The sequence below is a fragment of the Microbacterium sp. genome (assembly GCF_029263575.1).
Lineage (GTDB): Bacteria > Actinomycetota > Actinomycetes > Actinomycetales > Microbacteriaceae > Microbacterium.
In genome coordinates, this window is the sequence record NZ_JAJUFV010000084.1 from 1 (window position 1) to 13,168 (window position 13,168).

General features: G+C 65.8%; 11 protein-coding genes and 1 pseudogene. 3 read left to right on the plus strand and 9 right to left on the minus strand.

Features of this window, described 5'->3' with window-relative positions; translation table 11 throughout:
• Positions 1 to 103: pseudogene (locus tag Q1J95_RS09720) on the plus strand (VOC family protein); the annotation flags it as partial.
• A 149-nt stretch (positions 104 to 252) separates the two neighbouring features.
• A complete protein-coding gene (locus tag Q1J95_RS09725) occupies positions 253 to 5,802 on the plus strand; it encodes a GH92 family glycosyl hydrolase (protein WP_300267317.1) in 5,550 nt (1,849 codons plus the stop codon).
• A gap of 67 nt (positions 5,803 to 5,869) precedes the next feature.
• Here Q1J95_RS09725 and Q1J95_RS09730 read toward each other — a convergent pair whose 3' ends face one another.
• Both Q1J95_RS09730 and Q1J95_RS09735 read right to left on the minus strand, forming a co-directional pair.
• A complete protein-coding gene (locus Q1J95_RS09730; protein ID WP_366945549.1) occupies positions 5,870 to 6,124 on the minus strand; it encodes an HNH endonuclease in 255 nt (84 codons plus the stop codon).
• A complete protein-coding gene (locus Q1J95_RS09735; protein ID WP_300267319.1) occupies positions 6,024 to 6,863 on the minus strand; it encodes a hypothetical protein in 840 nt (279 codons plus the stop codon). The genes Q1J95_RS09730 and Q1J95_RS09735 overlap by 101 nt, the downstream gene beginning before the upstream one ends.
• Positions 6,864 to 6,945: 82 nt before the next feature.
• Here Q1J95_RS09735 and Q1J95_RS09740 point away from each other — a divergent pair, with 82 nt between their 5' ends.
• Entirely contained in the window at positions 6,946 to 7,521 is a 576-nt protein-coding gene (locus Q1J95_RS09740; protein WP_300267320.1) for a single-stranded DNA-binding protein, read from the plus strand.
• Positions 7,522 to 7,546: 25 nt separating this feature from the next.
• Here the strand turns inward: Q1J95_RS09740 and Q1J95_RS09745 are convergent, their stop codons facing one another.
• The 7 genes from Q1J95_RS09745 to Q1J95_RS09775 form a co-directional block, all read right to left on the minus strand.
• Positions 7,547 to 8,362, minus strand: coding sequence for an ABC transporter ATP-binding protein (locus Q1J95_RS09745; protein ID WP_300267321.1), 816 nt, complete (start codon positions 8,360 to 8,362; stop codon positions 7,547 to 7,549).
• Positions 8,359 to 9,519 (minus strand): iron chelate uptake ABC transporter family permease subunit, encoded by a 1,161-nt coding sequence (locus Q1J95_RS09750; RefSeq protein ID WP_300267322.1) that lies wholly within the window; start codon positions 9,517 to 9,519, stop codon positions 8,359 to 8,361. Before Q1J95_RS09750 ends, Q1J95_RS09745 begins: the two co-directional genes overlap by 4 nt.
• Complete coding sequence (locus Q1J95_RS09755; RefSeq protein ID WP_300267323.1) at positions 9,516 to 10,304, minus strand: class I SAM-dependent methyltransferase; 789 nt, start codon at positions 10,302 to 10,304, stop codon at positions 9,516 to 9,518. The genes Q1J95_RS09750 and Q1J95_RS09755 overlap by 4 nt, the downstream gene beginning before the upstream one ends.
• The gene (locus Q1J95_RS09760; RefSeq protein WP_300267324.1) at positions 10,304 to 11,296 is read right to left on the minus strand and encodes an ABC transporter substrate-binding protein; all 993 of its coding nucleotides are present in this window, start codon (positions 11,294 to 11,296) and stop codon (positions 10,304 to 10,306) included. The genes Q1J95_RS09755 and Q1J95_RS09760 overlap by 1 nt, the downstream gene beginning before the upstream one ends.
• Positions 11,297 to 11,411: 115 nt before the next feature.
• On the minus strand, positions 11,412 to 12,281 hold the full coding sequence (gene panB / locus Q1J95_RS09765) for a 3-methyl-2-oxobutanoate hydroxymethyltransferase (protein ID WP_300267325.1): 870 nt from the start codon (positions 12,279 to 12,281) through the stop codon (positions 11,412 to 11,414).
• Positions 12,278 to 12,670: an aspartate 1-decarboxylase gene (gene panD / locus Q1J95_RS09770; protein WP_300267326.1), complete on the minus strand. Its 393-nt coding sequence runs from the start codon at positions 12,668 to 12,670 to the stop codon at positions 12,278 to 12,280. Before panD ends, panB begins: the two co-directional genes overlap by 4 nt.
• Positions 12,670 to 13,168 (minus strand): pantoate--beta-alanine ligase (locus Q1J95_RS09775; RefSeq protein WP_300267327.1); only part of this gene is annotated, 499 nt, incomplete at its 5' end. The genes panD and Q1J95_RS09775, both read right to left, overlap by 1 nt.

The window sequence follows — 13,168 nt, forward strand, 5'->3', positions numbered from 1 at the left end:
CGATGTCATGATCACCGCGGCACCGATCGATGGGCCGTTCGGGCGGACGTTCACCTTCGCCGACCCGGATGGTTATCTCGTCACCGTGCACGACCGCGCGTGACCGGCACCACGCGGCAGACCGGACCGCGCGTGATCGGCTGTACACCATAAATTCACCTCCGATTGCTGCATTGGACCCCCCTTTGCCCTAGGGTGCATGACAGCGGTGTCATAATCCGCTTTCTCCACCCACAGTTACGGAGGCATCGCATGCCCGTCCATGCGCCTTATCAGCCGAGATCGTCGAATCGACCGCGGCGCGCCCTCATCGCCGGTGGCGTCGTCGCGGTCGTCGCCGCATCTTCAGCGCTCGTCACTCCCGCCGCCTACGCCGCCGAGGCATCCGACCTCTCGGCATTCGATGCGGTCGACCAGTTCATCGGCACCGAGATGAACGACGCCAACAACGGCCGCGGCAACGACCACTACGGCAACACCTTCCCGGGTGCCACGCTCCCCTTCGGCATGGTGCAGTCCAGCCCGACGACCTTCGAGACCGAGACGGGCGAGCAGTACGGCGGGTACGAGTACCAGGCTGACCAGATCCGCGGGTTCGGCATGACCCGCCTCTCCGGAACCGGATGCCGCTCGAACTACGGCGGCTTCGACTTTCCTGTGATCCCGTTCGCCGGAGACCTCGACGGCGACGCGCTGCCCTCCAACCCGGCATCGGCCATCGGCGATTACTTCCTCGACTTCTCACACGACGACGAGATCGCCGAGCCCGGCTACTACTCCGTCGGCCTCGAAGGCGTGCAGGCCGAGCTGACCAGCACCACCCGCACGGCCGTGAGTCGCTACTCGTTTGACGAAAACGCAACGCTGCTGTTCGAAGCGGGCGGCTCGAACAACCAGGTGCACGCATCCGACATCGCGTTCGACCCGGCCACGGGAGAGCTGACCGGCACCGTTAACGCGAACATCGTCTGCAACGGCGGTTCGCAGTACACCGCCCACTTCTCGGCCACCTTCGACCAGCCCGTCGAATCCTTCGGCGTCTGGACACCCGACGGCGTCGATGCCGGGGCGACCGAGGCCGCGGCATCCGACAAACACGGCGCCGGCGCCTGGCTGACCTTCGCCGACGGCGCTGACGTGACCGCGAAGATCGGCCTGAGCTACGTCTCGGTCGACGGCGCTCGCGCCAACGCGGAAGCCGAGACTTCCGAACTGGACTTCGACGGCACCCGCGCGGCAGCCCGCGCGACGTGGGAGGAAGCGCTCGGCTCGATCGACGCGACCGGCGGCAGTGACCGCGATCGGATCACCTTCTACACGTCGCTGTACCACTCGCTGCTGCACCCGAACACGTTCCAGGACGTCGACGGCACCTACATCGGCTTCGATGGCGAGGAGCACCAGGTCGCCGAAGGACGCGACTTCTACGTGAACTTCGCCGGCTGGGACGCCTACCGCGGCCAGTCGCAGCTGGTGGCTCTGCTCTACCCCGAGCGTGCCAGCGACATCAACCAGTCGATCGTCGACATGGTGACCCAGTCGGGCAAGTGGACGAGCTGGCCGACCTACAACCAGATCCAGACCAAGATGAGCGGCGACTCGCTGCAGAACATCATCGCGGCCACCGATGACTTCGGCTCGACCGACTACGACCGCGCCACCGCGCTGGCCACGATGGTCGAGACGCAGACGCTGCCGATGACGAACACCGGCCGATCGGACGGCGTGATGTACGGCGTGCACGGCTGGATCGACGGCGACAAGCAGGGTGCGGCGACCTCTCGCACGCTCGAGTACGCGACGAACGATTTCGCGATCGCGCAGCTGGCGAAGCGCCTCGGAAACGATGAAGCCTACGAGCAGTTCTCGACCCGTTCGCAGAACTGGAAGAACGTCTTCAACTACGACCGCGAGCACGTCGACGCCCGCAACCGCAACGGCTTCATGAACACCTCGCTCACCACACAGGGGGCGCAGTTCGAGCAGTCTACGGGTCTGCAGTACGGCTTCAACGCCTCGCACAACATGGCCAACCTCATCGAGGCACGCGGCGGCGTCGAAAAGTCGATGGCCGAGCTCGACAGCATCCTGCGCGATCTCGACGGCGGCGCGTTCAGCGACACCGCGTACGTCGCCAACCAGCCGAGCTTCGGGCTGCCCTGGGTGTACAACTGGCTGCAGGCTCCGCACAAGACGACCGACACGCTGTATCGCGCGGCCGACGAGCTGTTCACGACCGCGCCCGATGGTCTGGCCGGCAACGATGACCTCGGCTCGTTCAGCGCCTGGTACGTCTGGGCGAACCTCGGGCTGATGCCGGCGATCTGGGGCACGGCCGACCTGCTGGTGTCGGCACCCATGTTCGAGCACATCGCGATCACGTCGATCGGCTCTGACCGCACCATCACGATTAATGCGCCCGGCGTGGGCGATGACAGCAAGTACACCACTGCCCTGTCGGTCAACGGCACGGTGCAGTCGGCATCGTGGCTGCCCGCAGACTTCGCACGCAGCGGCGGCACGCTCGACTTCACCATGGGGGCGACGCCGGGCACCTGGGGCACGGGCGCGGATGACGTTCCGCCGTCGTACCGCGACGGTGTCGACGCGCGAAACTCCGTCGGCGTCACCGATGACGGTGCGGTGAACATGGGCGGGCTGGATGCCGGTGGCATCGGCCTGTCGCGTCAAGACCTGGAAGCGGCCGGCGTCGTCGGCGGCACCGAGCTTCCACTGGGCGAGACGGATGTCACCTTCACCTGGCCCGACACGGTCGCCGGGGAGATGGATCACTGGATTCCGCGTGGTCAGGTGCTGGACTTCGGCGACGCCGAGGCATCCGGAATCTCGTTCATGGGTCTGGCGACCAACGGACCGTCGCGCGGCACCGCCGTCGTCACGTACTCGGACGGCAGCACGCAGGACGTCGACGTGCGGCTCAGCGACTGGGTGCCGGGGCAGCTGGAGCCCGGGAACATCCGACTCATCGAGCTGACCAAGCGCAACACGCTCTCGGGCGGTTCTGACACGGCGAAGCCCGTCGTGTTCGGCACGGCCGTGGTGCCGTTGGATGCGACGAAGACCGTGCGCAGCGTGACGCTGCCGACCGAGGTCAGCAAGGGCATCATGCACATCTTCGACGTCGCGTTGCGGCCGGTCGCCGGTGAGACGGAGCCGGAGGAGCCGACGCTGCCGACGCGTCCGGATGCGCAGGAGCCGACCGAGTCGACGATCCCCGAGCCGACCGATCTGGACGGCGCACCGGTTCTCTCTGACGAGGCTGCCTGGCGTTTCCACGACCTCGATGCTGATCCGGCAGCCGAGCTGGATTCGAAGACCGAGTGGACCGCTCGGGACTACGACGATGCGTCGTGGAAGACCGGCACCGTGAGCTTCGGCGCCAAGCGCGGCGAGATCGCCGATCTCGGCGGCGGATTCACGCCGAACACACTCGTCACGCAGTACAAGGAGGACGGCAAGAACATCGAGGCGTTCTTCTTCCGCACGACGTTCGATCTGTCGGCTGAGGATCTGGCGCAGGTCGCGCAGCTCAATGGCGAACTCGCCTACGACGACGCAGCCCGCGTGTATGTCAACGGCGAGCAGGTCGGCGGCTTCGCGGACGAGCGCATCGATGCGAGCGAGACCAGCAACATGGTCTATGCCGGCGGCAACGGGACGGCACCGCTGACGGGTTCGTTCACGGTTCCGGCATCCGCTCTGCGGGCGGGCGAGAACACGATCGCGGTGCAGGTGCACAACACGAACGACAACAGCTCGGACGTGTTCATGCAGCTGCGTTCGCTGACGATCGCCGCGAAGGATGCTCCGGCTGCCATCGCGGATGTGCTCCTGCATGTCGGCGCCAATGAGACGCAGCGCAACCTCACCTTCTACACCGATCGTGAGATCGCGGCGAAGGTGCAGGTCGCACCGGTGTCGGCTCGCACGGGTGCCGAGTTCCCCGTGGGTGACGCGCGTGTGATCGATGCGGCGACGGCTCTGGCCCGCGACGGACGGTTCTCGAACCAGGTCGTCATTGACGCCCTGGAAGAGGAAACGGCATACATGTATCGCGTCGGCAACGATGAGATGGGCTGGTCGCGCTCGTATGAGCTGTGGACGGGAAGCTTCGAGGACACCTACAGTTTCGTGTTCCTCACGGATGCGCAGATCGGCGCCTCGGGCAACTGGCAGAACGACCGCGATCGGTGGGCCGCGTCGGTCGACCAGATCGACCAGTTCGAGAAGGATGCCTCGATGATCTTCAGCGCGGGCGACCAGGTCGAGTCGCACACGTCGGAGAACGAGTACGCCTCGCTGATCGCGCCTGAGCTGCTCAAGCAGCTGCCGTTCCAGGCGACGATTGGCAACCACGACAACCAGTCGAACCAGTTCAACTCGCACTTCTTCACGCCGAATCGCTCTGAGACCCACGGGTATGAGAGCCAGGAGGGTCGTGCGGGTGGCGACTACTGGTACACCTACAACGGTGTGCTCTACCTCAACATCAACACGAACGCGCGGAGCGCGAACGAGGAGGATCATGAGGCGTTCCTGCGCTCGGTGATCGAGGAGCACGGCGACGAGGCGAACTGGGTCGTGGTGGGCATGCACCACTCGCTGTACTCGGCGGCGTTCCATTCGGTCGAGCAGGACGTCATCGAGCGTCGTGAGGCTCTCGCACCGGTGTTCAGCGAGCTGGGTGTCGACCTGGTGCTCGCCGGGCACGACCACATCTATACCCGCAGTTATCTCATGGACGGCATGACGCCGGCCGGAGACCTGGACGCCCAGGAGCAGTCGGGTGTGACGTTGGCGGCTGAGGAAGGTCAGGTGCTGTACGTGACCGGCAACTCGGCGAGCGGCAGCAAGTTCTATGGTCTGGATGCGTCGTCTCCGGAGGCGGCGATCAAGGATCAGTCGAACCAACCGCAGTACACCGACGTCGATGTGTCGCCCACGGCGATCACGCTGACCACGTATCAGACGATGGATCGCACGGTGATCGACGAGGTGACGCTGACGCGCACAGTGGACGATGAGAAGGGTCCGGAGTTCTCGGGTCTTGAGGCTGAGTCCGAGGTCGCCCAGGGTCAGCCGTTCGAGCCGCTGGCGGGTGTCACCGCCGCAGACGAGATCGACGGCGATGTCACTGACTCGATCGAGGTCTCGGGTGAGGTCGATGTGCGCACACCCGGTTCGTACACGCTGACGTATCGTGTGGCGGATGCCGCAGGCAACGCGACGGAGTTCGAGCGGACTGTGACAGTCACCGCAGTCGAGCCGACGTTCAGCGGCGTCCCGCCGACGCGTGAGGTCGTCGCCGGTGCGGAGTTCGATGAGCTCGAGGGCATCTCGGCGATGGACGCGAATGGTGAGGACCTCACCGACCGCATCACCGTCGAGGTCGTCGAGCCCGGGTTCTTCGCACGCATGGTGCTGCCCGACGAGGGCGAGTACACGCTGGTCTACTCGGTCACGGATGACTACGGCACGACCGCCGTCGCCGAGACTGCGGTGACCGTCGTGAGTGCAGATGACGGCTCGGGTGGCGATGACGGTTCTGGAGGCGGTGGATCTGGTGATGACGGTTCCGGAGACGGCGGTTCCGGAGACGGCGGATCGGGCGATGCTGGTGACGGCGGAGCCGGGGACGCTGGTTCCGGCGACGCCGGCGCAGGAGACGATTCTCTGGCCGCGACCGGTGGCACTGTACCCGCGCTGTGGGCGCTGGGCACGCTGGCGCTGTTCGCGGGCGCCGCGCTGCTCGTGCGGCGACGGGCGATGATCCAGAGCTGAGTTCCGGCTCACGCAGCGGGGTTCGCGGGTTCGCCTGCGAGCCCCGTTGTCTTTCACGCGGCGACTTTCATGCCGCTATGTCGAATCGTGCGCGGCCACCCAGCCGCCGTCGCCGCGTGGGGTCGACGAATGGCGGCGGGATGAACCACACGCGAGCGGCAACGCCCGTGCCTTCGACTTCGATCTCCCACCCGTTGTCGTGGATGCGATGATGACATGTTTCACACAGCAGCACCCCGTTCGCCAGATCTGTGGCGCCGTGATCTCGTTGCCACCAGCGAATGTGGTGCGCCCGGGTCATCTCCGGCGGGAGTGCGCACATTGCACACCCGCCGATTCTCATTGAGCGCACCGTCGCCGAGAGCGACGACAGCAGGGATGTCGGCAAGCTCCTGCGCAGACCCGTCTGCGATCGCGAGGACAGCAAGTGTGCACGCGAACCGTTCGGCTCTGCCGTACCAGCCTGCGTGGCGATCAGCATCCGCTGCGACCGCAGAGGCAAGTGCCCGCAACGTCCCAGGACCCGGCTCGAGAAGCTCGCGCCCTCGGGTCGTCACGACGATGCGCCCTTTGAACCGACGAAGCAGTTTCGCGTCACGCGCGAATGACAGCAATGCCTCGGCCGGCGAGGTGATTCCAACTTCGTCGGCCGAGTCCCACCCGAGCGCACGCATGATGCGCACGATGTCGCTGTCGGCGACCCACCCGCTCTCAGGATCCTGCGCGAGCCCGTCAGGGCCGACGCAGCCGAACAGCACCGCCAGCGCGGCGACCGCCGACTCAACCGCATTGAGCTCAAGCGGGCAGTCTTCGAAGATGCCGGAATCATCGAGATGCGCGAGAAGCGCAAGCCCGCGGGCCGGCGTCAACGCCTGAACCAGCGCGTTGAACCGCGAGGATCCGCCGATGCGGCGACCGCTCCCGAAATCAGAGTCATCGAAGTACGGCACGACGACGCCGAACTGTTCGGCGAGTTCGCTGTTGACATGACGTACCCGAAACGGCGCGGCATCGGTCTGCCACCGACGGGGCCGCCGGGCCGCGCCCCGGCAATGTCTCACCCTCCCCATAGTCTGATCGCGCCTCACTGACGAGGCAGTCTCATAACTGATGTGAACGCCATACGGAACCGGAGTGAAGAAGATGAACGAGACGTCCCTGACCATCGTGGGCAATCTGACGACCGACCCTGAATTGCGCCATACGCAATCGGGCGTTGCGGTCGCGAGCTTCACGGTCGCGAGCACCCCACGCACCTTCGACCGCCAGGCGAACGCGTGGAAAGACGGCGAGGCACTCTTCCTGCGCTGTTCAGCGTGGCGCGATCTGGCCACCAACGTCACAGCGTCGCTGATCAAGGGCAGCCGGGTGATCGTCACTGGTCGCCTGCAACAGCGCAACTACCAAGATCGCGAAGGTGTGAGCCGCGTCAGCCTGGAAGTGCAGGTCGACGAGATCGGCCCATCGCTTCGCTACGCGACAGCGCAGGTCACACGCACCGATCGCTCTCGCGGTTTCGGGGGCGCGACGGATGCCGGTGGCAGAACCGATGCCGGATTCAGAACGGATGCCGTGGGCAGAACGGATGCCGACGCCTGGAGCCCTCGCGCTCATGCATCCAGCGAACAAACAATGCGAACCGTGGCCGAGACGTCACCGGCCCAGGCACAGGCGCCGGCAAGCACCGGCTGGTCGATGACCGACACGACCCCGTTCTGATGATTCAGATCACCCTATTGCGACGTCACGGCGCAGCGACACGCACCATGCCGTCACGGGGCGGCCGGGCACGCGACCCGCCGAGATACGTTGCTGCCGGCGCACCGGTGTGCGGCGACGTCTCGACGACGCCGTCGACCTGGTAGACCGTGCGCAAGAGCTCAGCGGTGATGACCTCTGCCGGGGCGCCCGACGCATGCACTGCTCCCGCCCAGAGCACGATGATGTGATCACAGAATCGTGCGGCCAGGTTCAGATCGTGCAGGGCAGTCACGACCGTCGTATCCAACGATGACAGCAACGAGAGCACGTCGAGCTGAAAGCGGATGTCGAGGTGATTCGTGGGTTCGTCGAGCACGATGACATCGGGTTCCTGCGCGAGTGCTCGCGCCACTTGCACGCGCTGCTGCTCTCCGCCCGACAGACTGCGCCACGTGCGCGATCGGTAGCGTGCCATCTCAGTCGCCGCGAGAGCCTCATCGACAGCAGCGCGATCCCCGCGCGTCGGAGGTGCGAACGCGCCGCGGTACGGTGTGCGTCCGAGCGAAACCGTCTCATATACGGTGATGTCGTCATGCACCTCGGGAGACTGCTCGACGATCGCGATACGGCGAGCGACGGCACGGCGTCGCATCGTTCGCAGGTTCACACCATCGAGAGCGACAACACCGGCGTCAGGTCGGCGCAGGCCGGCAAGAATACGCAGCAACGACGTCTTACCCGCACCGTTAGGCCCCAGCACGCCCAGCACCTCGCCGGGATTCGCTCGGAGCGATACGTGATCGAGCACGCGTGCGCCATCAACCGACCAGGTGATGCCCTGAGCCGTCAGACGCGTCACCGACGGGCCGCCCTTCGCAGAACGAGCGCGAAGACCGGCGCGCCGAGGAGAGCGGTGATCACGCCCACCGGCACTTCATGCGGCGCGAACGCCGATCTCGCGAAGGCATCCACCCAGATGAGGAATATCGCTCCGCCCATCGCCGACAACGGCAACAGCATGCGGTGCGCATACCCGGCGAGCAGTCTGACGATATGAGGAACGAGCAGACCGATGAACCCGATCGCCCCCGACGCCGCGACTGCAGCCGCGGTAATGAGTGCGGTGAGGATCATCAGCGTCACCCGCGTGTGCGTGACGCGGATTCCGAGCGATGACGCGGTGTCCCAGCCGAAAGTGAAAGCGTCCAGTGCCGGCGCGAACAGCACACAGGCGATTGCGCAGATCACGATCACAACCGACGCCACGATGAGCGGCTCCCAGCGGGCACCACCGAGGGATCCGAGGAGCCAGTATGTGAAACCCCTCGTCGAGTCGGCGTCGCCGTTGAGCATGAGAACGAGCGACGTGACAGCCGAGAAGAACTGCGATACGAGCACTCCGGTGAGAACGACGCGGGCCGGGTTCGATACACGACCTCCGCCGATCAACAGCAGCACGACGGTGAACGCGACGAGCGCTCCGGCGAAAGCGCCCATCGAAAGAGTCACGGCCCCAGAACCCAAGCCGAGGATCATGACCGACACGGCGCCGGTAGACGCCCCCGATGAGACGCCCAGCAGATAGGGCTCTGCGAGTGGGTTGCGAGTGATCGACTGCAGAACGGCACCGGACACCGCCAGCCCCAACCCCACGGTCGCCGCAAGCAGAACGCGCGGTAACCGAGATTCCCAGATCAATGCGTCGACGAGCGGTGAGACCGGCGGCGCGGGGGCAAGCGCGCCGAGCCCGACATTGCGCAGAACGATCGCGATCACATCGAGTGGTCCGACGGTCGCGGTGCCGACGAACGCCGCCGCGATGATCGATGCCACGAGCGCCACCGCGAACCCCAGCAGAATCGCCGGGGCGCGCAGCCGCCGGGTCGCTTCAAGCGCAGCAGCCGATGCCCCGGCCGCTTGGGATCCCGTATCCTCCGTGCGATCCGATGACGCCACCGCCGGGACGGGCGGCGAATCAGCCCGACCCGGAGCCGGCTCCGTACCCAGCTGAGTCATCGCCGCCCCAAGACGACGACATCGTCGTAATGGCGCCAGATGACACCCGCCTCCGCAAAGCCAGCGGTACGAAGGGCGTTCAGGTGCAGCTCGAGGGGCGCGTGCGGCGTCGGCGGGCGGTCGGCGAAACGTCGCTCACGCTCCGCTCGGTGCTGAGCGAGCGACTCGAATGCGACAGCATCCGTCCACCATTCATCCCAGGTCTGCACTCCGCGCGCGTGAGCAGCGTGCTGCGTCCGCCGGTCGTCGTCAGCGGCGATCGCCGAGAGCAGCGGTTGGCTGACGGGGTCGTAACGCAGATGATCAGCATTCATGAAGATGCCGTTCGACGGCAGTACCGAACCGAGCGTCTCATAAAGCGCCACGAGCTGGGCGGGCCGCAACCAGTGCAGCGCGGTCGACGAGACCGCGATCTGCGCCCCAGTATCGGCGGGTAGTTGCGACGGCCAGTCAGTCGACGCGAGATCCGCATCGATCGGGGCGAAGCGGTCGCCGTGCTGAGAACCGAGCCATTCGCTTGCGAGAGTGAGCAAGACAGGGTCGTAGTCAATGCCGAGCACACGCGCACGTGGAAAGCGCTCGAGGATTCGATGCGACAGGCTACCCGGTCCGCAGGCGAGGTCGAGCACGATCAGACCGCTGCCATCGACGTCGAGACCCGCCGTGGTCTCGCAGATTCGAGCGACGACATCGAGCATGATATCGAAGCGTTGCTCTCGGTTCGTGATGTACGCCGCCTGCTGTTCGTCCCAGCGACCGATCAACGACTCGACGGTGCCCGGCATCATCGCACCGCCAGATCAACGAGACCCTGCGCCACGGTTGGCAGAGCCTGCACGCTGTGGATCGACGGATCCATGTACTGCCCGGGAACCGTGATGAAACGGTCGTTGACCACGGCTTCCATCGTCGAGGTCAACGGATCGCTCTTGAGGAACTCGATCTTCTCAGCCGCCGTGTCGCCGGGATATCCGCGAGTGAGGTCACCCAACACGATCACGTCCGGATCGCGCACAGCGATCTCGTCCCAGCTCACCTCGGGCCATTTCGTGGCCGCATCGCTGAAGAGGTTCTCCGCACCGAGCATCTCCGTGACGGTCTGAGGCAAGCCGCCCGGCCCTGCTACAGACGGGGTGGCTGCTGACGCCGCCGTCGAATAGAACCAGACCAGCTTCGGAGTGCCGTCGATCTGCTGAGCGATCTCGAGTCCCTCATCGATGGCCGCGCGCTGAGCTGCAACAACTTCGTCACCGGCATCGGGGACACCGAAGATCTCCGCAATTGTCTCGATCTCGTCGAACAGCATCTCGAACGTCGCGCCACCGGCGACAGCTTCGTGATACGTGCAGTCGAACTCGCTCAGGTACGTGGGTACGCCGAGTTCCTGCAGCTCGGCGCGCTCGCCCGCGTTCTCAGCAGTGAAGAACGACGCGTACGACGAGATCACGAAATCTGGTTCGCCCTGCAGCAGCGTCTCATGCTTCAGAATGCCGTCGGTCAGCAGCGGAATGCTGCCGTATGCCTCCGCCATGTCGTCGCTGACGGGATCCACCTCGTAGGAGGTGCCTGCCACACGATCTTCCAGCCCGAGCGCGATCAGGATCTCGGTCGCCGATTGGTTGAGCGATACGGCTCGTTGCGGCGCATGCTCGACCGTGACCTCTAGATCACAGTTTTCGAAGGTCAGGGGGAAGCCGGCGTCCGTGCCCACACCCGTGGAAGGTTCTGTCGGCGCCGTCGCGCCACAGCCGGTGACGCCAAGCACCGCCGCGCTCATCGCGCTAATGATAATCATTCTCAATCGCATGCATCGAGAGTATCGCCCTGCCCACACAATCGGAAAATCGTGGGCTACCCAGGCCACACAGCCCGGGCTGTTCAGCGCTGAGCACTCAATGCGAGGCAATCAGCTCCTGCAACTCGGCCGCTTCAGCCGCGGGCATCGAATACTCGTGCTCGGGCGCCGGGTATTTCGCCGATCGCACATCGGCGGCATACGCCGCCACGCCATCGATCGCGGCTGTGCGCAGGTCGGCGTAACGCTTGACGAACTTCGCCGCACCGCCACCATAGAGGCCGAGCAGATCGTGAAACACGAGCACCTGCCCGTCGGTCTCTGGGCCCGCGCCGATCCCGATCACGGGCACGCGCATGTGCGGCATGAGCGCCGCGGTAACCTCGCTCGGCACGGCCTCGAGCACAAGCAGCGAGCACCCGGCCTCCTGCAGCGCCAACGCGTCATCGCGCACAGCGCGGGCGGCAACCGCGGTCCGCCCCTGGGCGCGATAACCGCCCAGCGACGTCGCCGTCTGGGGCGTCAGTCCGACATGACCGACGACGGGGATGCCCGCCGCGACAAGCGCACGGGCACGATCGACCGAGGTTCCGCCCCGCTCGATCTTCACCAGGTCGGCACCGGCCTCTTTGACGAAGCGCTGCGCGGTTGCGATCGCGAGCTCATCGGATGCCTCGTACGACCCGAACGGCAGATCGGCCACAAGCAGCGGAGACGACAGGCCGCGGCGCACCGCCGCTGTCAGCATGATCATCTCATCGACGCTCACCGGCACGGTGCTGTCGTAACCGAGCACGGTCATCGCGGCGGAGTCTCCGACCAGCACGACATCGACGCCCGCGGCCTCGACGATCTGCGCACCCGGATAGTCGTACGCAGTGACCATGACGATCGGCTCGCCTGCCTCTTTTCTGGCGGCCAGCGTCCCGAGCGTGATGCTCGTGCGGGCGGCGACCTGGGCACTCATGCGTGCGCTCCGGTCAAGAGCTGATCAACCGCATCGTCGACCCGGATGATGGCGTTGGCGCGGTCGACATGCACGACCACGGGCTCGTAAGTCTCGAGGCCTTCACGCGAATAATCCGCGTAAGAGATGACGATGACCGTGTCGCCGGAATGCACGAGCCGCGCGGCCGCGCCATTGACCTGGATCACACCCGATCCGCGCTCGCCCGCGATCGTATAGGTCTCGAAGCGCGCGCCGTTGTCGACGTCGACGACGTGGACCTGCTCATGCGCGAGGATATCGGCGGCGTCGAGCAGGTCGGGGTCGATAGTGATCGAGCCGACGTAGTTCAGATCGCTTCCGGTGATCGTCGCGCGGTGGATCTTCGACTTCAGCATGGTGCGGCGCATCAGGCGCTCCTCTTCAGGATGTGATTATCGATCAGTCGTGCACCGCCGACGCGCGCGGCGACGGCGATCAGGGCATCGTCATCGACGCGGGTGAGGGGGCGCAGATCGTCTGCGCCGCGCAGTTCGAGGTACTCCGGGGTGATTCCCGCCTCGGCGAGCACTGTGCGGGCTGCGCTCAGCAGCCGCTCGGCATCGCGCTCTCCGGCGTCATGCAGGCCCGATGCCGCATCGAGCGCTCGGTTCAGCGCCGTCGCCTGCTCGCGCGCGGCCGCGTCGAGATAGACGTTGCGCGAGCTCATCGCGAGCCCGTCGGCCTCACGCACGATCGGGCACGCCTCGATGCGCACGTCGAGATTCAGATCGCGCACCGCGCGCCGCACGACGAGGATCTGCTGCGCATCCTTCTGCCCGAAGTACGCCGCATCTGGCGCCACGATGCCGAACAGCTTCGTCACGACAGTCGCGACCCCGTCGAAGTGGTGCGGTCCGCGGGCGGCG